The following is a 19,909-nucleotide window of genomic DNA, read 5'->3' on the forward strand; positions in this document are numbered from 1 at the left end:
CCGGCTGGAACCAGCCGGGGCGGAGCTTTGTGCAGAGGGCTATCCGTACCCGCCGGGGCCTAGCGCTTGGCGAGGGCCCCCGCCACCAGGAAGGCCATTTCGAGGGACTGCATGTGGTTCAGCCGCGGGTCGCAGACCGACTCGTAGCGGTCCAGGAAGGCGTCCTGGTCGATCGGATCGGCGCCGCCCAGGCACTCGGCCACGTCGTCGCCGGTCATTTCCACGTGCAGGCCGCCCGGGACGGTGCCCAGGCCGTGGTGCACCTCGAAGAAGCCGCGCACCTCGTCGATGACGTCGTCGAAGTTGCGGGTCTTGTAACCGTTCGGCGAGGTGACCGTGTTGCCGTGCATGGGGTCGGTGACCCAGAGGACCTGGGCGCCGGAGGCGGTCACACGTTCCACGATGGGCGGCAGCTTCTCCCGGATGTTGCCGGCACCCATCCGGGTGATGAAGGTCAGCCGGCCCGGTTCCCGGTTGGGGTCGAGCTTGTCGATCAGCCGCAGGGCGTCGTCGCCCGTGGTCGAGGGGCCCAGTTTGACCCCGATCGGGTTGCGGACGCGGGAGAGGAAGTCCACGTGCGCGTGGTCCAGCTCGCGGGTGCGCTCCCCGATCCAGAGGAAGTGCGCCGAGGTGTCGTAGGGCAGGCCGGTGCGCGAGTCGATGCGGGTGAGCGCACGCTCGTAATCGAGCAGCAGGGCCTCGTGGCTGGCGTAGAACTCCACCCGCTTGAGCGCTTCGAAGTCCGCCCCGCAGGAGGACATGAACTGGATGGCCCGGTCGATGTCGCGGGCCAGGGACTCGTAGCGGGCGTGCGCCGGGTTTTCCGTGAAGCCCTTGTTCCACTGGTGCACCAGCCGCAGGTCGGCGAACCCGCCCTGGGTGAAGGCGCGGATCAGGTTCAGGGTCGACGCCGAGGTGTGGTACGCCTTGAGCATCCGGCCGGCGTCGTGCGCCCGGGACTCGGGGGTGAAGTCGTAGCCGTTGACGATGTCGCCGCGGTAGGCCGGCAGCGTGACGCCGTCGCGCGTCTCATCGTTGGAGGAGCGCGGCTTGGCGAACTGGCCCGCCATCCGGCCCATCTTGATCACGGGCATCGCCGCACCGTAGGTGAGGACGACCGCCATCTGCAGGATGGTCTTGACCCGGGCGCTGATCTTGTCCGCGGTGGCGGCCTCGAAGGTTTCCGCGCAGTCGCCGCCCTGCAGCAGGAAAGCCTTGCCCTGGGCCGCGGCCGCGAGCCGTTCGCGGAGGATGTCCACTTCGCCGGCGAAGACGAGCGGGGGCAGCACCGAGAGCTCCTTGACCGAGGCCTCGAAGACCGCCGGGTCGGACCAGCTCGGCTGCTGCGACGCTGGCAACTCCCGCCAGTGGTCCAGGCCCGGATAGTTCGCGGCCCCGCTCTGGGCGGTGCTGGCAAACGCGGTGCTCGGGAAGGACGAGGCGCCAGGCGCGGCGCCGGCAGCGGCGGTCTTCGCGGGGGCGGAGTTATGGGTGGACGTCGAAGGCGCAGATAGCTCAGTCACCCTCTAAGGATAGTGGCCCCGGCCCTGATCGGGGGCGCCCTTCGTCATTGACGCCGGGCGCCCCGTCATACAGTTCCGGGCGTTTCCGGGCCGGGCCCGGCACCGGCGCCGGGCACCTCGGTGGCTTTACCGGCCAGCCGCAGTTTGACGACGGCGGCGTACTCGTCGACGTATTCCTGGCCGGAGAGCCGCATCAGTTCGTACATGATCTCGTCGGTCACCGAGCGCTGGATGAGCCGGTCGTCCTCCATGCCGTAGTAGCGGCTGAAATCCAGGGGTTCGCCGAAGACCATGCCGATCCGGCGGATGTTGGGCATCCGCTTGCCGATCGGCTGGACCTTGTCGGTGCCGATCATGGCTACCGGGATCACCGGAACCCTGGCCTGCAGTGCGAGCCGCGCCACCCCGACCTTGCCGCGGTAGAGCCGCGAGTCCGGGCTCCGGGTGCCTTCCGGGTAAATGCCCAGGAGCGAGCCGTTCTTCAGCACGTCCATGCCGGCCTCCAGGGACCGGGCGGACGCCGCTCCTCCGGACCGGTCCATTGGCAGCTGGTTGGTCAGGCGGAAGAAGGCGGCGGTCAGCTTGCCCTTGATTCCCTTGCCGGTGAAGTATTCGGACTTGGCCAGGAACACCACGGGCCGGGGCACCATGAGGGGCATGAAGATCGAATCGGAGAACGAGAGATGGTTCGAGGCCAGGATCGCCGCGCCGCTGGCGGGGACGTTGTCCAGCCCCTTGACCCACGGCCGGAAGAGCGTCTTCAGGACCGGTCCAAGGACGAAGGTCTTCATGAACCAATAAAACACGTGGTGTACCTCTCCGGCAGGCGTCTGGCGGGTCCTTCTTCGGGCCCGGCAGGACTTCAGTGACACCCTACTCTAGTGAGTTTTGTCGCGAACAGTGACACGATGGGCTCATGAGCGAAAGCAGCACTCCGATGGCGCCTGCCGCTTTCCGCTACCCCGGCCACGGGGCCAATGCCGGCACCGGCGTGGCCATCTGCCACGGCTTCACGGGCAGCCCGCTGAGCGTCCTTCCGTGGGCCGAGCACCTGGCCTCGCTGGGCTTCGCTGTCTCGGTGCCGCTGCTGCCCGGGCACGGCACCGACTGGCGCGACCTCGCCCGGCACCGCTGGCAGGACTGGTACGGGGCGTTCGAGTCCGCCTACCTGGAGCTGGCCGCCGGGACCCGGGACTGCTTCGTGGCCGGCCTGTCCATGGGCGGGACCATCGCCCTGCGCACGGCGGCCCGGCACCCGGTGGCGGGCGTCGCGGTAGTCAACCCCGGCCTCAGTTTCTACGACCGCCGGGTGCGCTACATCGGGGTGCTGAAGTACCTGCAGCGCACCACCGTCCCGCTCCGGGAGGCAGAGCCGACGGCGGCCACCACCGAGGACGGGGATTACTCGCTAACCCCGCTGGCGGCCGTGCACGAGCTGCGCAAACTCTTTACGGCCACGCTGCGCGAGCTGCCCGCCGTCGACGTTCCGGCCCTGGTGTTCAAATCCGACACGGACCCGGTGGTGCCGGCATCCTCGCTCGACCTGCTCCGGACCAGGATCGGCACGCGGGAACTGTCCGTCGTGCCGCTGCCGGGCAGCGGCCACGTCGCCACGCTCGACGTCGACGCTCCGCTGATCTTCTCCCGGTCCGCCGCCTTCTTCGCCCGCGCCGCAGCGCCGGTGCAGACCCCTACCCCGGCGCAGCGCCTTACCCCGGTGCAGCCAGCAACGACGGAGCAGCCATGAGCACAGCGCCCGACCATTCGCCCTTCAGCAGCCCGTTCACCGGGGACGGCCCCCGGACCGGTGTCGTCGTCTCGCACGGATTCACCGGCAGCCCGCACGGGGTGCGGGCGTGGGCCGAGTCGCTGGCCGCCGCCGGCTACGCCGTCCGGATGCCGTTGCTCGCCGGCCACGGCACCAGCTGGCAGGAACTGGCCCGGACCCGCTGGCAGGACTGGCACGCTGGACTGGATGCCGCCTACCAGGAGCTGGCGGCGGAGTGTGACCACGTGGTGGTGGCCGGGCTCTCCATGGGCGGGGCCCTGGCGCTGCGGCTGGCTGCCACCCGCCCGGTCGCCGGGGCGGTGCTGGTCAACCCCGGCCTGGTCATCGACGACCCCCGGGCGCCGCTGGCCGGCATCCTCAAGTTCGTGCTCAAGAGCACCCCGGCGATCGCCAACGACATCCTCAAGGCCGGCGTGGACGAGGGAGCCTATCCGCGCACCCCCGTCGCGGCCGCCCACGAACTGAACAAGATGTTCAAGGACACGCTGCGCCTGCTGCCCCAGGTCACCGCGCCGGTCCGGGTCTACCGCTCCACCGTGGACCATGTGGTTTCCGATGCCAGCCTCGCCGCCCTTCGCCGCGGCCTGGTCAACGCCCCGCTGGAAGTCATCCGGCTGGAGAACAGCTACCACGTGGCTACGATGGACAACGACGCACCCCGGATCTTTAGCGGCACGGCCGAGTTCATCAACGCCGTCGTCCACGGCCAGACTCCGGGCGCTGCCAGCACCAGCCAGAAAGAAACGGCAGATGACTAGATCCGATCCCGGCGCCCCCGAGCCCGAGCTCCCCGACCGCGACGCAGACCGCCCCGGTCCCGGACGCCCGGATGTCCCGCAGCCCGGCGCTGCCGGCCCCGGCGACGACGACGCCGTCTGGCTCGACCTGGTGGCCCGGCTTGAGGGCACGGACTCCGGGGAGCCGGACGACGGCACGACCGTACCGGCCGCCGGAACCACGGCCGGCGGCGCCCCCGGTGTGCGGTCGTTCAAGGATTTCGACCCGCTGGGCCTTTCGGCCCCGACGGTCGCGCCGCAGGAGCCGGCAGGACCACGGGACTACGCGGTGGACGACGACGATGACGGGGCCTTCGTACCGGAGGAGCCGCCCAGCCTGGCCGGCACGGATCCGCTGACCATGCTCGCCTGGCTCGGCGCCGTCGGAGGCCCGATCGCGCTGCTGCTTTCGGCCATGTTCTGGCGCAGCGCCCCGCTGCTGGCGGTGGTCGGGATGGTCGCGGCCTTCGCGGTCTCGGTGGTGTTCCTGATCATGAAGCTGCCGCACGAAAAAGACGAATACGACGACGGCGCCCGCCTCTAGCCGGTCCGACCGGCATTGACTCCGGCTAGCCGGGCAGCTTGCTGCCTGCCCGCGACAGGTCCGCGGCGCCGATCAGCCCGGCGTTGGGTCCCAGGGCGGCCAGTTCGATCCGGGCCGCCGGCCGGAAGCCGCGGCCGGTGAGGTTGCGGGCGAAAGCCCGCCGGGCCGGCGCCACGAGGAGTTCGCCGGCATCGCACAGTCCGCCGCCGATCACGAAGGTGCCCGGGTCCAGGGCCGCTGCAAGGTTCGCCAGGCCCAGCCCCAGCCATTCCCCCACGTCTTCGATCAGCTCCCGCGCGGTCGGGTCGCCTGACTTGGCAAGGTCGGTCACCACCACCCCGGTGAGCTCCTCGGCATGGCCGTTAACGGCGGCCAGCAGGGCGTGCGCTATCGGAGAGTTGGCGGCGGCGAGTTCCCGTGCCTCCCGGCCCAGCGCATTGCCGGAGGCGTACTGTTCCCAGCAGCCGCGGTTGCCGCACTCGCAGCGGTGGCCGCCGGGCATGATGATCTGGTGGCCGAATTCGCCGGCGACGCCGAAGCGGCCGCGCTCCAGCCGGCCGTCCATCACCATGGCCCCGCCGATCCCGGTGCCGAGGGTGATGCAGACCAGCCGGTTCTCGCCGCGGCCGGCGCCGAAGCGCCATTCTGCCCAAGCGGCGGCGTCGGCGTCGTTGGTGAGCAGCACGGGACGGCGGAGCAGGCGCTGCAGGTTGTCCCGCAGCGGCTCGTTGCGCCAGGCCAGGTGCGGGCTGAACAGCACCGTGCCACCGTCGAGGTCCATCCAGCCGGCAGCGCCGATACCGACGGAGCGGATCCGGTGCCCTGCGCCGAGTTCCTCGACCAGTTCGACGATGACCCGTTCGACGGCGCGCGGATCGGTGCCCGGGGTGGACCGCCGGGCCTGGCTTAGGATCCGGCCCTCGGCGTCAACGACGCCGGCCGCGACCTTGGTCCCGCCGATGTCCACGCCGATCGCCAGGCCGCTGCCGCCGGGGCGCAGCCGTCGCCGCAGGCCGCCGGCTCCCGGGGCACCGGGAAGACCCTGCGCCCTGCGCCGCCAGGCGGCCCTTCTGCGGTGCGGTCCGGGCTCCCGGCCGGCTGGAGGTGTATGCATCGGCTCCATTCTATTGCCGGGTTCCGTGGCCGGGCAGACGGCCGGGCGGCAGGGGTGCCGGAGGCGGTCCGGCAGGGGCGCCGGAGGCGGCCCGGAGTGGCGGAACCACGGCCTTCATCGTAAAGTTACTCGCCAGTAGGTGGTGTGGACCACACCCAGCGTGGGGCCGCGTACTACTGTTGGTCGTACCCCACGCGGGTATATGGATATCAAAGGAGCTATCGTGCGAGAAATCAGTGTCCCGCCCCTGGTCACCGTCCCGCCGGAAACGAACGTAACGGACCTGGTTCTGCGCCAGGCCGCCAAGCCCTCGAACCCGGCCCTCTTCTCCCGGCTGGACGCCGCCGGCCAGTGGCAGGACGTCCGGGCCACCGACTTCCTCGCCGACGCCTCGGCGCTGGCCAAGGGCCTGATGGCCAGCGGCGTCGAGGCCGGCGACCGCGTCGGCATCATGTCCCGCACCCGGTACGAATGGGCGCTGATCGACTTTGCCATCTGGTTCGCCGGCGCCGTCTCCGTGCCGATCTACGAGACCTCCTCCCCCTCGCAGGTGGCCTGGAACCTCGGCGACTCGGGGGCCGTGGCGGCCTTTGGCGAGTCCGCCCACCACGAGAACATCATCCGGCAGGCCGCGAACTCCGAGGGCCTGACCGCCCTGCGGCATGTCTGGCAGCTCGAGGGCGACGCCCTGGACGAAGTCCGCGCCGCCGGCGCCTCCATCAGCGACGAGGACCTGGAAGCACGCCGCCGCCAGGCGGGCCTGAAGGACCTCGCCACCATCATCTACACCTCCGGCACCACCGGCCGGCCCAAGGGCTGCGAGCTGACGCACGGCAACTTCGTGGAGCTCTCGGACAACGTGCTGGCGACCTCGCTGGGCCAGATCGTCCACGAGCAGGCCCGGACCATCATGTTCCTTCCCCTGGCGCACGTCTTCGCCCGCTTCATCTCCGTGCTGGCCGTCGCCGCCGGGGTGACCGTGGCGCACACCCCGGACATCAAGAACCTGCTGCCGGACCTGCAAAGCTACAAGCCGACCTTCATCCTCGCGGTCCCCCGGGTCTTCGAAAAGGTCTACAACTCCGCCCTGACCAAGGCCGAGGACGGCGGCAAGGGCGCCATCTTCCACCGCGCCGCGGAGACGGCCATCGCCTGGTCCCGGGCCCGGCAGGCCGGCAAGATCGGCCTGGGCCTGCGGCTCAAGCACGCCCTGTTCGACAAGCTGGTCTACGGCAAGCTGCGCGACGCCATGGGCGGGCAGGTGGCCCACGCGGTCTCCGGCGGCGGCCCGCTCGGCGAACGGCTCGGGCACTTCTTCCAGGGCATCGGGCTCCAGATCCTTGAGGGCTACGGCCTGACCGAGACCACCGCCCCGGTGACGGTCAACACGCCGTCGCTGATCAAGATCGGCACCGTCGGCGCCCCGATCCCCGGCAACGCCTTGAAGATCGCCGACGACGGCGAGATCCTCACCAAGGGCGTCAGCGTGATGCGCGGCTACTTCAACCGCGAGGACCTCACCGCCGAGGCCTTCGACGACGGCTGGTTCCGCACCGGCGACATCGGCCGGCTCGACGAGCAGGGCTTCCTGACCATCACCGGCCGGAAGAAGGAAATCATCGTCACCGCCGGCGGCAAGAACGTTGTACCGGCGCTGCTCGAGGACCAGATCCGGGCCGACGCCCTGGTCTCGCAGGTCCTTGTGGTCGGCGACAACCGCCCCTTCATCGGCGCCCTGGTGACCCTCGACGAGGAGGCCCTGCCGGGCTGGCTGCAGCGCCACGGCCTGCCGGCGTCCACCACGCTGGCCGAGGCGGCCGAGCACCCGACCGTCAAGGCCGCCGTCCAGGAGCTGATCAGCCACGCCAACCAGTCCGTGTCGCAGGCCGAGGCGATCAGGTCCTTCCGGATCGTACCCTCGGACTTCACCGAGGCGTCCGGCCACCTCACGCCGTCGATGAAGGTCAAGCGCGCCCAGGTGATGAAGGACTTCGAGACCGTGATCGAGGAAATGTACGCGGCCAAGCGCCCCACCCCCGCCTGACCCGCACCACCCACACAGGAAGGGCTCCTCCGGCCGCTGGATTCCAGCGGCCGGAGGAGCCCTTCCTCGTTACTGCGGAGCTACTCCTCGATGACCAGCAGCAGGTCCCCGCCCTGGACCTGCTCGACGGCGCCGACGGCGAGCCGCGCCACGGTGCCGGCCACCGGCGTCGTGATGGACGCCTCCATCTTCATGGCCTCGATGGTGGCCACCGTGTCCCCGGCGCTGACCGTGTCCCCGGCCTTGACGGTCAGGGTGACGGCCCCGGCGAAGGGCGCCGCGACCTGGCCCGGCTGCGAGGCGTCCGCCCGCTCGGCGGCCTTGACGTTGCTGACCACGGACCGGTCGCGGACCACCACGGGGCGGGACTGGCCGTTGAGCGTGCACATCACGGTGCGCATGCCCTTCTCGTCCGGTTCGGACACGGCCTCGAGCGAGGCGATCAGCCGGACGCCCTTTTCCAGTTCAATCTCGTGTTCGGCCCCGCGCTGCAGCCCGAAGAGGTAGTCGCGGGTGTCCAGCACCGAGAGGTTGCCGTAGGTCTCGACGCTCTTCTGGTAGTCCTTGGTGGGCCCGGCGAAGAGCAGCCGGTTCAGGGTTTCCTGCACGGTCTTCGAGTCACCCTTGAGCGCGGCGCTGTCCTCGGCGCTGAGTTCGACGTCGCGGACCTTGACGCTGCGGCCCTGCAGGGCCTTGGTCCGGAACGGTTCGGGCCAGCCGCCCGGCGGGTCGCCGAGTTCGCCGGACAGGAAGCCGATCACGGAGTCCGGGATGTCGTACTTCTGCGGGTTCTCGTTGAAGTCGGCCGGGTCCGCGTTCAGGCCCACCAGGTGCAGGGCGAGGTCGCCGACGACCTTCGAGGACGGGGTGACCTTGACGAGCCGGCCGAGGATGCGGTCCGCGGCGGTGTACATGTCCTCGATGGCCTCGAAGCGCTCACCCAGGCCCAGCGCCATGGCCTGCTGGCGCAGGTTGGAGAGCTGGCCGCCGGGGATTTCGTGCTGGTAGACCCGGCCGGTCGGGCCCGGAAGCCCGGATTCGAACGGCGCGTAGACGCGGCGCACGGCTTCCCAGTAGGGCTCCAGCGAGCACACGCTGTCCAGGTCCAGGCCGGTGTCGCGCGGCGTGTGGGCCAGTGCCGCGACCAGGGCGGAGGCGGAGGGCTGGCTGGTGGTGCCGGCGAGCGAGGCGGAGGCGACGTCCACGGCGTCCACGCCGGCGTCCACGGCCGCGAGCAGGGTGGCCAGCTGGCCGCCGGCGGTGTCATGCGTGTGCAGGTGGACCGGCAGGTCGAACCGCTCGCGCAGCGCCGAGACCAGGCGCGCGGCGGCGGCCGGGCGGAGCAGCCCCGCCATGTCCTTGATCGCCAGGATGTGCGCGCCGGCGTCGACGATCTTCTGCGCCAGGTCCAGGTAATAGTCGAGGGTGTAGAGCTTCTCGTCCGGGTCGAGCATGTCCGCGGTGTAGCAGAGCGCCACCTCGGCAACAGCGGTGCCGGTGTCCCGGACGGCCCGGATGGCGGGCGCCATCTGGTTCACGTCGTTGAGGGCGTCGAAGATGCGGAAGATGTCGATGCCGGTCCTGGCCGCCTCGTTGACGAACGCGACCGTCACCTCTTCCGGGTAGGGGGTGTAGCCGACCGTGTTCCGTCCGCGCAGCAGCATCTGCAGGCAGACGTTCGGCAGGGCCTTGCGCAGGGCCGCGAGGCGGTCCCACGGGTCCTCGCCGAGGAAGCGGAGGGCGACGTCGTACGTGGCACCGCCCCAGGCCTCCACGGAGAGCAGCTCCGGCAGGAGCCTGGACACGGCCGGGGCGGCGGCGACGAGGTCGCGGGTGCGCACCCGGGTGGCCAGCAGCGACTGGTGCGCGTCCCGGAACGTGGTGTCCGTGACGGCGACGGCGTCCTGGCCGCGGAGGGCGCGGGCGAATCCTTCCGGCCCCAGCTCCAGCAGCCGCTGGCGGGACCCTGCCGGCGCCTCCGCCTCGGGCAGGGCGGGGAGTTTGTCGGCCGGGTCGGTGTGCACCGTGAGCTCGCCGTTGGGCTTGTTGACGGTGACGTCCGCCAGCCAGGTCAGCAGCTTGGTACCGCGGTCCGCGGAGACCCGGGCCTTGAGCAGCTCGGGGCGTTCGTCGATGAAGGATGTGGCGACGTTCCCGGCGACGAAGTCCGGGTCGTCCAGGACGGCCTGCAGGAAGGAGATGTTGGTGGACACGCCTCGGATGCGGAACTCGGCCAGGGCGCGGCGGGCGCGGGCGACGGCCGTCGGGTAGTCGCGGCCGCGGCAGGTCAGCTTGACCAGCATGGAGTCGAAGTGCGGGCTGATCTCGGCGCCGGAGTAAACGGTGCCGCCGTCAAGCCGGACACCGGCGCCGCCGGCGGAGCGGTAGCCGGTGATCTTGCCGACGTCGGGCCGGAAGCCGTTCGCGGGGTCCTCGGTCGTGATCCGGCTCTGCAGCGCGGCGCCCTTGAGCTGGACCGTGTCCTGCGAAAGGCCCAGGTCGGCGAGGGTCTCCCCCGCGGCGATGCGCAACTGCGCCTGGACCAGGTCGACGTCGGTGACCTCTTCGGTGACGGTGTGCTCGACCTGGATGCGCGGGTTCATTTCGATGAAGACGTGCTGGCCGGCGCGGTCACCGACCGTGTCGACCAGGAACTCGACGGTGCCGGCGTTGACGTAGTTCAGGGCCTTGGCGAACTTGACCGCGTCCCGGTACAGGGCCTGCCGGATGCCCTCGTCCAGGTTGGGCGCCGGGGCGATCTCGATGACCTTCTGGTGGCGGCGCTGGATGGAGCAGTCGCGCTCGAAGAGGTGCATGACGTTGCCCTCGGCATCGGCCAGGATCTGCACCTCGATGTGGCGGGGCCGCAGCACGGCCTGCTCCAGGAACATGGTGGGATCCCCGAACGCGGCGTCGGCCTCGCGCATGGCGGCCTGCAGGGCCTCGGGCAGGGCCTCGCGGGTGTCCACGCGGCGCATGCCGCGGCCGCCGCCGCCGGCAACAGCCTTGGCGAAGACGGGGAACCCGATCTCGTCCGCGGCGGCGATGAGCTCGTCAACGTCCTTGGACGGCTTGCTGGACTTCAGCACCGGGACGCCGGCCTGCCGGGCGGCTTCCAGCGCCGCGACCTTGTTGCCGGCCAGCTCCAGGACCTCCGCCGGCGGACCGACGAAGGTGATCCCGGCGTCCGCGGCGGCGCGCGCGAGGTTCGGGTTTTCGGAGAGGAAGCCGTAGCCCGGGTAAATCGCGTCGGCGCCCGCCTCCTTCGCCACCCGCACGACCTCGCCCACGTCCAGGTACGCCCGGACCGGGTGGCCTTCCTCGCCGATCAGGTACGCCTCGTCGGCTTTCTGGCGGTGGATGGAGTTGCGGTCCTCGGTCGGGAACACGGCAACGGTCTTGGCTCCGAGCTCATAGCTGGCACGGAAGGCCCGGATCGCGATTTCGCCGCGGTTAGCCACCAGAATCTTCGAAAACATACTTCTCCTGCATCATCGCGGGTGGGTCGGTAAGTCGTCACAGTTTCTAAGACCCGTGTGCGCAAACACAAATCATTGTGGTGGCCGTCACATGATTATGCGTCATTTCCGCGGCGCTCGGCAGCCCGTCCCCCGCAGGCGGCGCTCCGGCGGCTTCCCGCGCCCACCGGGCCGGAGAAGACAGGAATCGGCAGCCGGTCAACATATGATGAAGGGGTGGGTGGCGCATGCTCGCCCCGGCCCCGGGAACGCAGGGGCCGGCAGGACCCCGTCCCGGCAACCGGCGTTAGGTATTGGTTTTCAAGTGCAAGTAGTGAGTATCAGCAGCCTTAAAGGCGGCGTCGGCAAGACGTCAGTGACCACCGGACTGGCATCCGCCGCACTGGCAGCCGGGATTCCCACGCTCGTCGTCGACCTCGATCCGCACGCGGATGCCAGCACCGCCCTCGGCGTCCGGCCGGACGGCCAGCAGGACATCGGCCGGATGCTCAAGGCTCCCCGCCGTGCCCGCCTGGCCGAGAACGTCGTGCCCAGCGGCTGGGTCAAGCGCGGCACTGACACCGCCGGCCGCGCGCCCTCCGTGCTCGACGTCGCCGTCGGCTCCGCCTTCACCGGCATCTACGACCGCCCGGACCTGGGCCGCCGCGACCTCCGCCGGCTCTCCACGGTCCTGGCCGGCGCCGGGAGCTACGAACTGGTCCTCGTGGACTGCCCGCCCTCGCTGAACGGCCTGACCCGGATGGCGTGGTCGGCCAGCGACAAGGTCGCCCTGGTCGCCGAGCCGGGGCTCTTCTCGGTCGCCGGCACGGAGCGGACACTGCGGGCCATCCAGCTGTTCCGGCAGGAATTCGCCCCGGGCCTGTCCCCCGCCGGCATCGTGGCCAACCGGGTGCGCTCCGGTTCATCCGAGCACAGCTTCCGGCTGGCCGAGATGGAGTCGATGTTCGGCGAGCTGCTGCTGACCCCGCATATCCCGGAACAGGCCAACTGGCAGCAGATCCAGGGCGCCGCGCATTCGGTCCACCACTGGCCCGGGGAATCGGCCAAGAACGCCGCCGGGCTGTTCGACCTCCTGCTGGCCAACCTGATGCGCACGGGCGGCGAACTCACCGCCGCCGGGCCGGTCCGAAACCGCAGCCAGCGCTAGCCGGTCACGGCCGCCCCTCCCGCACAGCAAAGAACGCGGGGCCACGATCGTGGCCCCGCGTTCTGCGTTTAATGTCGTGCGTGGAAAGTGTCCGGGGAAGGTCAGCCGGTCTTGCGGGCGGCCCGGCGCTTGCTGAGCTCATCGTCAGGGAACGACTGGTCCGCGGCGTGCTCGCTGGGCAGCGCGGCAAGGCTGCCCTCCACTTCGCGCCAGACCCGGCCGACGGCGATGCCGAAGACGCCCTGCCCGCCCTGGACCAGGTCGATGACCTCGTCAGCGGAGGTGCATTCATAGACACTGGCACCGTCGCTCATGAGGGTGATCTGGGCCAGGTCCTCGACGCCGCGTTCGCGCAGGTGCTCGACGGCGGTGCGGATCTGCTGCAGCGAGACCCCGGTGTCCAGGAGCCGCTTGACGACTTTGAGGACCAGGATGTCGCGGAATCCGTAGAGCCGCTGCGAACCGGAGCCGGCGGCGCCGCGCACGGCGGGCTCGACCAGGCCGGTGCGGGCCCAGTAATCCAGCTGGCGGTAGGTGATGCCGGCCGCCTTGCATGCGGTCGGGCCGCGGTAGCCGGCGTCTTCGTCCAGGACAGGAAGATCCTCGGTGAAGAGCAGGCCCTGGGCACCGCTTGCGGGTACGGCAACACCTGCTGCCGAGGCCTGCTTAAGCTCGCCTGCTTCGCCTTTCGGACTCACGTGGATCCTCCTTGTCATGAGCTCCCGCGGGAACTTGCCGCAACTCCGCGCTGCCCGTGTCCGGCCCCGGGGCGACGCGGCACGAAGAGGCTTCGTGCCGGATCGGATCCGGCTGCACGTTCCAGTGTGACTTGCGCGGGTGTTGTATGCAATGGGAACTTGTATCTCCGACGTTAGGCCCGCCGGGGCCCAAGGTCAAAGACGTTGGGGCTATTGCCGGGGCGTGTCGAAACTTTCGACCACAACTTTAACGTTGGGGTCCTCCGCTGGAGCTTCCGGGGACCGCTTCAGCCGGCGAAATCCTCGGGTTCGACGTCGTCGAGGAACTCGCGGAAGCGGCGCAGTTCGCCCTCCTCGTCGACGGCGGGTCCGGCCTTGGTTTCCTCGCCGTCGTCGTGCTCGGTGATCCGGACACCGGCCTCGTCCATCACCGCGTCCGCGCACCAGATCCGGCACTGGGCCCGCAGGGCCAGGGCCAGCGCGTCCGAGGCTCGGGAGCTGACGGTGGTTCCGTCGTCGAACTGCAGCTGCCCGTAGAAGACGTTGTCCTCGACCGCGACGATGTTCACGCTGACGATCGCGTGGCCCAGCGCCTCGACGACGTCCACCAGGAGGTCGTGCGTCATGGGCCGGGGCGGCACGACACCCTGCTGGGCCAGGGCGATTGCGCTGGCTTCCGGGGTGCCGATCCAGATCGGGACGTGGCGTTCGCCGTGCAGTTCCTTAAGCAGGACGAGCGGCTGGTTCGACGGCAGCTCGATCCGTACGCCTACGATTTCCACCTCAATCATCAGCTGTCCATCCTCGAGATGCGGTCCTGGACAAGGGCGCGGTGCAGCGACAGGCAGAGCTCGCTGATTTCCCGCGCCGTTTCCGCGGCCCGCGCATGCGAGGCCGCGTCCTTGCGCGAGGTCAAGGTGGCCACCGCGCGTTCCACCAGCCCGAATTCGCGGTCGGCGGCGGCTTGGAAGGGACGCAGGTGCCGCGGCTCCAGGCCGTGCCCTTCAAGCTGCACGCAGGCGCGCGCCACCTGCAGGGCGTGTTCGTCGAAGGCGCCGTTGACGTGGTCGATCAGGCCGAAGCTGAGCAGCGATTCGAGCAGCGGCACGCTGGCGCCGGATTCGGTGCGGAGCTGTTCCTCGCTAAGCAGCCGGCCGCGGCTGTTCAGTTCGGCGGCGAGCTGGTCGGACACGGCCCGGGGCGAGACGGTGACCCCCGGCGGCAGGTTCTCCGGACGTTCGCCGCGGTCGATCGCGTCAAGGTAGTCCTTGATCACCTTCAGCGGCAGGTACTGGTCGCGCTGGAGCGCAAGCACGAAGCGGAGCCGTTCGACGTCGCCCTCGGAGTACTGCCGGTACCCGGCCGGGGTGCGTTGCGGGTTGATCAGCCCCTTTTCTTCAAGGAACCGGATTTTCGACGCGGTCATGCCGGGGAAGTCGTCGCTCAGCTGAGCCAGGACCTCCCCGATGTTCAAAACCTGGGGTCCGCGCCGTTCGGCTTGTGCCATGGCCACAGCCAGTTACCCCGATATCAGGCGTTGCCTGCGGTGCGGGCAGGGCTGAGGTAGAAGGTGAGCCGGAACTTGCCGATCTGTACTTCGTTGCCCGACTTCAGCTCCACGCTGTCGACGCGGTCGTGGTTGACGTAGGTGCCGTTGAGGCTTCCGGTGTCGACGACCTCGAAGCTGCGCGGGGTGCGGCGGAACTCGACGTGGCGGCGGGAGACGGTCACGTCGTCGAGGAAGATGTCCGCGTCCGGGTGGCGGCCCGCCGTCGTGATGTCCGAGTCCAGCAGGAAGCGGGCGCCGGCGTTGGGGCCGCTGTGCGCGACCAGCAGGGCGGACCCGGCCGGGAGCGCCTCGATCGCGGAGCGTTCCTCGGCGGAGACCTTCGGGGTGAGGGTGGGCTCGTCGCGGATCGGCGTGAGATGGATGGAGGTGGTCTCCGAGGCTTTCACTCCACCCGTGCCGTATTCACCGGTGTCGTTCTGTCCGTGCCCAACCATTGAGTCCTCCTCATTCGTTGCAGGTGTCCCCCCTGCAAACAACGCATGCCGTCCGGAAAAGCCTGGCAGTCCCGGTAATCAGCCCCGGCCGGTCACGTCTCCAGCACGCTGTGTCCAGCGACACGGCCCGGCGGCCTTCCCCTTAGCCTACCTGCTGTTCGTACTCCGATGCACTGAGCAGGGACTCCACGGCGTCGGCCTCGGCGAGCTTGATTTCTATCAGCCAGCCTTCGCCGTACGGATCGGAGTTGATCAGTGCCGAATCGGTGTCCAGCGCCTCGTTGCGGGCGACCACTTCACCGGTGACCGGAGCGTAGATATCGCTGACGCTCTTGGTGGATTCGACCTCGCCCACGACGTCGTTAGCGGTGATGGTGGTGCCGACTTCGGGCATCTGGGCGTAAACGACGTCGCCGAGGGCATCCTGGGCGAAATCGGTGATCCCCACGCGCACGACGCCGTCGGCGTCCGGGGCGGAAACCCACTCGTGCTCGGCGGTGTAGGACAGCTCTTCGGGAATGTTGCTCATGGCGGGCCTTTCGTCGGGTCAATCACCAAGGTCGACGGCGGCCGGTGCAACGGGCCGCCGCAGAAAGTATAGGCACATCCGTCCGGGCCCCGGGAGGACTCTGGCATGATGGGCCCATGGCAGCAGCTGCACCCGGCCCGGAGGGGAACCCCCGTGCCTGAACTTCCGGAAGTGGCGGCACTGGCGGACTTCCTGGACGCCCGGCTGAGCGGAACCACGGTGGCGAAAATCCGGGTCGTTTCCTTCGCCGTGCTCAAGACGGCGGACCCGCCGATTTCCGCCTTGGAGGGCCTGACCGTCACGGGGGTCCGGCGGCACGGCAAGTTCGTCGACGTTGAGGCCGGCGGCCTGCACCTGGTGTTCCACCTGGCCCGGGCGGGCTGGGTGCGCGTCACGGACGCGCCGACCGGTGCGCTGCTCAAACGCGGCGGCGGCCATATCGCGGTCCGGCTGTCCTTTACCGGCGGCGCCGGCGCGCTGGATCTGGACCTGACCGAGGCGGGGACCAAGAAGAGCCTCGCGGTGTACCTGGTCCGCGATGCTGCGGAGGTCCCCGGCATCGCCGCGCTCGGGCCGGATCCCTTCGCCCCGGGCTTCGACGCCGACGCGCTGGCCGGGATCCTGGCCGCCAGTTCCCAGCAGGTCAAGGGGGTGCTGCGGAGCCAGAGCGTGATCGCCGGCATCGGCAACGCGTACAGCGACGAGATCCTGCACGCGGCCCGGCTCTCCCCCTTCGCGATCTCCAGTTCGCTGGACCGGGACGCCGTCGAACGGCTCTACGCGGCAATCCATGAGGTGCTCGGCACCGCCGTGGCGGAGGCACGCGGCAAACCGCCCGCCGCGCTGAAGGATGCCAAACGCAGCCACCTCCGGGTGCACGGCCGCGCCGGCGAGAAGTGCCCGGTCTGCGGCGACACGGTGCGGGAGGTGTCGTTCGCGGACAGTGCCCTCCAGTATTGCCCGGGCTGCCAGACGAAAGGCAAGATCCTCGCCGACCGGCGGACCTCACGGTTCCTGAAGTAGTTCCGGGTTTAGCCGGCGGCGGAAAACCCGCCCGCGGAAAACCGGCGGTGGAAACAGAAAACCCCGCCCTCTCCGTTGCCGAAGATGGCGGGGTTCTTTCTGTTGGTCGAGGTCCTCGCACACTATTCCAAGCGTGCCCGCCACTATCTCGAAAGGTTCGATGCTATCCAACCAGCCCTCGAATCCCAGACCGCGGACACTGTAATACGGTTCCGTCAGCGAAGGAGCTCAGCCGCCAGCGCTACCGCCTCGCGGATCGGCTGGGCCCTGACGTCCCGGAACAAAATGGCGCTCGCTGCCAAGCAGGCGAACCGACCACGGCGCTTTCCGCCGAGTGCGGCACTGCCAAGTCCTCGCTGCTTCGACTGCTCAAAGAGCGAGGTGTCGCGATGCGGCAGCAGAGTCTGACAGCTGATCAGATTCGGCCTCCGCAGGGTATGGCCATTCGTGCGGTCGCTACCAAGTGGGTTGCAGTTATGTCACGGCACAAGCCCTCTTCAAGGTGATGCCGGATCTGCAGGGTAACTAGTCCTATGGCCCGTTTGGTGTCTCGATGTGTGTCGTCGACTGACTACTTGATGATTACGTCGTGGTGGTCCATAGCAACACAAGTATTGTTAACCACGACGTACACTTCTACAAAATGTCGCCCTCTGTAAGACGTAGGCTCGTTTCGCTGCAAGCTGCCCGCATCTTTTTCTAGCTGGCCTCGAATGGCGTTCGCCTTGATCGCTTCCGCGCCAGTGTTCCTGACCTTCCAATACAAATCGAAGCTACCAGGAATATTATGAGCGACTCGGAAACGGATCTTTTGGTCCCGCATTACAACGTTTCCCTTGGAGCTGAGTTCGTAGTCCCGGAAGCCGCTGCGTTTCGCAACCCGCGCGCCAATCTTGACCTTCAATCGTGGATCGAGGCGGAGGCTGAACTTATCAGTAACGTGTTGCTCAGTATCGGTAATGCCTGGAACACCTCGGTGCGCTTCCGTGCTCTTCTTGACCTCTGAGTACGTACCGAACTTTTCACCAAAAAGTTTACGCCATTTTGCCTTACTTTCGTCGACGTCAGCCTCCCCATAGGCGTCGTCGATCCAACCTCTATACAGATGGAGTTTGCTACGGAAGTTCGTGTACTCATCTTGCTTTAGGCGATGGTTGAAGTTCTCGGTGGGTTCGCTCGGATCGTCAATGCTAGGCATCTCCTCGTTATCTTGGAGATAGTCATCGAGCGCTCCAACGATACTCTTGAGGGCAGTTGGCAGGTCGGAGTACTCGTCATTGGCTCCCCATACAGCCTGGTCGTTTACCCGATCCCCTAAGAGGATCGTCAGGATAACCGACTTGACTGAGAACGTGTTCTTGAAGTCTCGCAAGTACTTGATCAAGCGAATCACTTTGATGAGATGACCGCTGGCGAGCCTGTTGCGTTCAATGAGCCAGTTGTTGAACCCTTCGGGGTTGGTAAGTTCGAACTCGTTTGTAATTCGGTTTGTGATGAAGTGTTGACTGTGGCGTTCCATATAGGGCACTACATCAATGTGAAACTCGTTGGCGTAGTCGACCTTGACGCACCGGTCGTGACGGCTCACCATGTCGCGGTAAACAGAACTACCTCGGAACTTCTTGTAGAGTTCCTCGACATAATCGTCAGCATCCCATCCGTCAATCTCATTCATTTCAAGAAGTACGTCAGCGTCAAATTCATCCGATGAGCCTACCGGATTGATGATTGTCCGGTGCGCATAAGAGCCTTGTGGAATAAGATCTATGAAATTGCTGGCCAAGTCGTCGTCGCCGCGCTGCAGGAAGTTCTCAACGGCCTCAACCCGTGCATCGAGCGAATCGATACGCCCATCACTGAGGTTCACCTTGTTCTTTAGGAACGCATCAAAGTTCTTGGTGAGCTTCACAGCACACCCCCATCGGTCGTGGCGAGCTGCCTCATTGGCTTGAACTGTTCGGCCGGCTCGTTGAAAAAGACTGGCCTCAGTTTTGGCGACTCGATCCGCGACAGGCTTGAACCGAGGCCACGAAGTGACGAAATCTCTTCGATACCGTCAAGCTGGAATCGCTTAGGACTAACCGTGGGTGAGACACGAACGACATTCTCATGACCAAGTAAGAGTTGAGCGGTGCCCAAAGAAGAAGATGACTGGCCAGCCATGAACACGCCAACAAGCCTTGTAGCCCAATAGTTCAATCCAAGCTGGCGTTTGCGATCCGCCTTCATAGTGAAGACTTCATCGGTGCAGCCAATACTTAACAGCTTTACATCACCCTTCTGCCACTCAAGAATGCCAAGCGCCTCAACCGCAGCTGGGCCCATGGGATTGTTCGCCCACATGCCACCATCAACAAGGGGAATCCCCACTGACAGGCGATGGGTGGGGAAGTAAGTCGGTGCGGCTGCGGTTGCCAGTGCCGCATCGACAGCCAGCATCTTGTAGTCGCGCTCAAACCGCGGGTGGTGAGCAGTCTTCATTACATGGACGGCCCCGGTCTCGAGGTCCAGGGAGGGAATCATGAGGCGAGTTGAGCTCTCACCGAGCTTTCGATCACCAAAGACATCAACAAGCGCTGCCTTCAGGGGAGCTGGATTGTATTTCGCGGTAAACAGTTGTTTCAGTCGGCCAAGACCCTTGCCACCCCGAAAGATTTCTGGTCCGCGCTCTTCGTAGAAGCGTAGGATTTCGTGCGCAGGAATACCGAGGCCTAAACCAATCGCGATAATACCGCCCGTAGACGTACCGACAATCAGGTCGAAATAAGAGGCAATAGGCTGATCAAGTTCGTCTTCCAGATCAGCCAAAAAGGCTGCGGGGAACACGCCCTTGATTCCGCCGCCATCGATAGTCAAAATCCGCTTCATATTAGTTGTATATTATAGCATCTACGGCGCTTCGCTTAGCTTTGTGATCATAGTCGGCAACTGTTGGCCCGACTCTTCCGGTCGGTACTGTCGCCCCCATCACGCCCCAAGGAATCAGGAAATGGTTCTGCAACCAAGCCCATGGCCGCCTTATTGGAGGCGATAGGGGTGTTCGGTGAGTAGGTAAAAAGCGAGCCCACCCCGTTACTCCGCGTCAAGGAGCTTGCCGTGTCTTTTGACGCCGAGGCCGCTTGGCTACCGGTTGCACACCTCGGCGGGCCCGAGGCAGCGGTTCATCTTCGACGTTTTCTGGGACTTCGAATCGATCCGAACTGGGAGAGGAGGTGGTCACTAGACACACTCTCCGACGT

Annotated in this window: 17 protein-coding genes; 6 read left to right on the top strand and 11 right to left on the bottom strand. The window is 67.4% G+C overall.

Annotated features, from left to right (window positions below; all coding sequences use genetic code 11):
- Positions 1-59: 59 nt before the first annotated feature.
- Together ACTWLI_RS15580 and ACTWLI_RS15585 are read right to left on the bottom strand one after the other, a co-directional pair.
- Positions 60-1,523, bottom strand: coding sequence for a class II 3-deoxy-7-phosphoheptulonate synthase (locus ACTWLI_RS15580; RefSeq protein WP_445154659.1), 1,464 nt, complete (start codon positions 1,521-1,523; stop codon positions 60-62).
- A gap of 65 nt (positions 1,524-1,588) precedes the next feature.
- The gene (locus ACTWLI_RS15585; protein WP_445154660.1) at positions 1,589-2,329 is read right to left on the bottom strand and encodes a lysophospholipid acyltransferase family protein; all 741 of its coding nucleotides are present in this window, start codon (positions 2,327-2,329) and stop codon (positions 1,589-1,591) included.
- Positions 2,330-2,439: 110 nt separating this feature from the next.
- Between ACTWLI_RS15585 and ACTWLI_RS15590 the strand changes: the two genes are divergently transcribed.
- The 3 genes from ACTWLI_RS15590 to ACTWLI_RS15600 are packed head-to-tail and all read left to right on the top strand — an operon-like array spanning position 2,440 to position 4,632.
- On the top strand, positions 2,440-3,270 hold the full coding sequence (locus ACTWLI_RS15590) for an alpha/beta hydrolase (protein WP_445154661.1): 831 nt from the start codon (positions 2,440-2,442) through the stop codon (positions 3,268-3,270).
- A complete protein-coding gene (locus ACTWLI_RS15595; protein ID WP_445154662.1) occupies positions 3,267-4,070 on the top strand; it encodes an alpha/beta hydrolase in 804 nt (267 codons plus the stop codon). Before ACTWLI_RS15590 ends, ACTWLI_RS15595 begins: the two co-directional genes overlap by 4 nt.
- Complete coding sequence (locus ACTWLI_RS15600; RefSeq protein ID WP_445154663.1) at positions 4,063-4,632, top strand: hypothetical protein; 570 nt, start codon at positions 4,063-4,065, stop codon at positions 4,630-4,632. Before ACTWLI_RS15595 ends, ACTWLI_RS15600 begins: the two co-directional genes overlap by 8 nt.
- Before the next feature lie 25 nt (positions 4,633-4,657).
- Here ACTWLI_RS15600 and ACTWLI_RS15605 read toward each other — a convergent pair whose 3' ends face one another.
- A complete protein-coding gene (locus ACTWLI_RS15605) occupies positions 4,658-5,746 on the bottom strand; it encodes an ROK family glucokinase (protein ID WP_445154664.1) in 1,089 nt (362 codons plus the stop codon).
- 223 nt (positions 5,747-5,969) lie between these two features.
- On the opposite strand from ACTWLI_RS15605, the gene ACTWLI_RS15610 reads away from it, so the two are divergent.
- Positions 5,970-7,790: an AMP-dependent synthetase/ligase gene (locus tag ACTWLI_RS15610; protein WP_445154665.1), complete on the top strand. Its 1,821-nt coding sequence runs from the start codon at positions 5,970-5,972 to the stop codon at positions 7,788-7,790.
- 80 nt (positions 7,791-7,870) lie between these two features.
- Here ACTWLI_RS15610 and ACTWLI_RS15615 read toward each other — a convergent pair whose 3' ends face one another.
- Positions 7,871-11,269, bottom strand: a complete 3,399-nt coding sequence (locus ACTWLI_RS15615; protein ID WP_445154666.1) for a pyruvate carboxylase — start codon at positions 11,267-11,269, stop codon at positions 7,871-7,873.
- Between the two features lie 304 nt (positions 11,270-11,573).
- On the opposite strand from ACTWLI_RS15615, the gene ACTWLI_RS15620 reads away from it, so the two are divergent.
- On the top strand, positions 11,574-12,416 hold the full coding sequence (locus ACTWLI_RS15620; RefSeq protein WP_445154667.1) for a ParA family protein: 843 nt from the start codon (positions 11,574-11,576) through the stop codon (positions 12,414-12,416).
- Positions 12,417-12,517: 101 nt separating this feature from the next.
- Here ACTWLI_RS15620 and ACTWLI_RS15625 read toward each other — a convergent pair whose 3' ends face one another.
- The 5 genes from ACTWLI_RS15625 to gcvH form a co-directional block, all read right to left on the bottom strand.
- Positions 12,518-13,114 carry a MerR family transcriptional regulator gene (locus ACTWLI_RS15625; RefSeq protein ID WP_445154668.1) on the bottom strand — a complete coding sequence of 199 codons (597 nt, stop codon included), beginning with the start codon at positions 13,112-13,114 and terminating at the stop codon, positions 12,518-12,520.
- Between the two features lie 287 nt (positions 13,115-13,401).
- Positions 13,402-13,905, bottom strand: coding sequence for a bifunctional nuclease family protein (locus tag ACTWLI_RS15630; RefSeq protein WP_445154669.1), 504 nt, complete (start codon positions 13,903-13,905; stop codon positions 13,402-13,404).
- Positions 13,905-14,621: a transcriptional regulator FtsR gene (gene ftsR, locus ACTWLI_RS15635; RefSeq protein ID WP_056740884.1), complete on the bottom strand. Its 717-nt coding sequence runs from the start codon at positions 14,619-14,621 to the stop codon at positions 13,905-13,907. Before ftsR ends, ACTWLI_RS15630 begins: the two co-directional genes overlap by 1 nt.
- Before the next feature lie 23 nt (positions 14,622-14,644).
- Positions 14,645-15,118, bottom strand: coding sequence for an FHA domain-containing protein (locus ACTWLI_RS15640; protein ID WP_445154670.1), 474 nt, complete (start codon positions 15,116-15,118; stop codon positions 14,645-14,647).
- 142 nt (positions 15,119-15,260) lie between these two features.
- Positions 15,261-15,647, bottom strand: a complete 387-nt coding sequence (gene gcvH, locus ACTWLI_RS15645; protein ID WP_056740880.1) for a glycine cleavage system protein GcvH — start codon at positions 15,645-15,647, stop codon at positions 15,261-15,263.
- Positions 15,648-15,800: 153 nt separating this feature from the next.
- Here gcvH and ACTWLI_RS15650 point away from each other — a divergent pair, with 153 nt between their 5' ends.
- Positions 15,801-16,670: an Fpg/Nei family DNA glycosylase gene (locus ACTWLI_RS15650; protein WP_445154671.1), complete on the top strand. Its 870-nt coding sequence runs from the start codon at positions 15,801-15,803 to the stop codon at positions 16,668-16,670.
- 571 nt (positions 16,671-17,241) lie between these two features.
- On the opposite strand, the gene ACTWLI_RS15655 is transcribed toward ACTWLI_RS15650, so the two are convergent.
- Both ACTWLI_RS15655 and ACTWLI_RS15660 read right to left on the bottom strand, forming a co-directional pair.
- Positions 17,242-18,579, bottom strand: a complete 1,338-nt coding sequence (locus tag ACTWLI_RS15655) for an SMODS domain-containing nucleotidyltransferase (RefSeq protein WP_445154672.1) — start codon at positions 18,577-18,579, stop codon at positions 17,242-17,244.
- The gene (locus ACTWLI_RS15660; RefSeq protein WP_445154673.1) at positions 18,576-19,538 is read right to left on the bottom strand and encodes a CBASS cGAMP-activated phospholipase; all 963 of its coding nucleotides are present in this window, start codon (positions 19,536-19,538) and stop codon (positions 18,576-18,578) included. Before ACTWLI_RS15660 ends, ACTWLI_RS15655 begins: the two co-directional genes overlap by 4 nt.
- Positions 19,539-19,909 lie beyond the last annotated feature (371 nt).

The sequence above is a fragment of the Arthrobacter sp. Hor0625 genome, assembly GCF_052567525.1.

What these genes read in the sequence shown, in the direction of transcription:
- ACTWLI_RS15590 (WP_445154661.1), top strand. Translation starts at nt 2,440, where the DNA reads ATGAGCGAAAGCAGCACTCCGATGGCGCCTGCCGCTTTCCGCTACCCC.
- ACTWLI_RS15595 (WP_445154662.1), top strand. Translation starts at nt 3,267, where the DNA reads ATGAGCACAGCGCCCGACCATTCGCCCTTCAGCAGCCCGTTCACCGGG.
- ACTWLI_RS15600 (WP_445154663.1), top strand. Translation starts at nt 4,063, where the DNA reads ATGACTAGATCCGATCCCGGCGCCCCCGAGCCCGAGCTCCCCGACCGC.
- ACTWLI_RS15605 (WP_445154664.1), bottom strand. Translation starts at nt 5,746, where the DNA reads ATGCATACACCTCCAGCCGGCCGGGAGCCCGGACCGCACCGCAGAAGG.
- ACTWLI_RS15615 (WP_445154666.1), bottom strand. Translation starts at nt 11,269, where the DNA reads ATGTTTTCGAAGATTCTGGTGGCTAACCGCGGCGAAATCGCGATCCGG.
- ACTWLI_RS15630 (WP_445154669.1), bottom strand. Translation starts at nt 13,905, where the DNA reads ATGATTGAGGTGGAAATCGTAGGCGTACGGATCGAGCTGCCGTCGAAC.
- ftsR (WP_056740884.1), bottom strand. Translation starts at nt 14,621, where the DNA reads ATGGCACAAGCCGAACGGCGCGGACCCCAGGTTTTGAACATCGGGGAG.
- ACTWLI_RS15640 (WP_445154670.1), bottom strand. Translation starts at nt 15,118, where the DNA reads ATGGTTGGGCACGGACAGAACGACACCGGTGAATACGGCACGGGTGGA.
- gcvH (WP_056740880.1), bottom strand. Translation starts at nt 15,647, where the DNA reads ATGAGCAACATTCCCGAAGAGCTGTCCTACACCGCCGAGCACGAGTGG.
- ACTWLI_RS15660 (WP_445154673.1), bottom strand. Translation starts at nt 19,538, where the DNA reads ATGAAGCGGATTTTGACTATCGATGGCGGCGGAATCAAGGGCGTGTTC.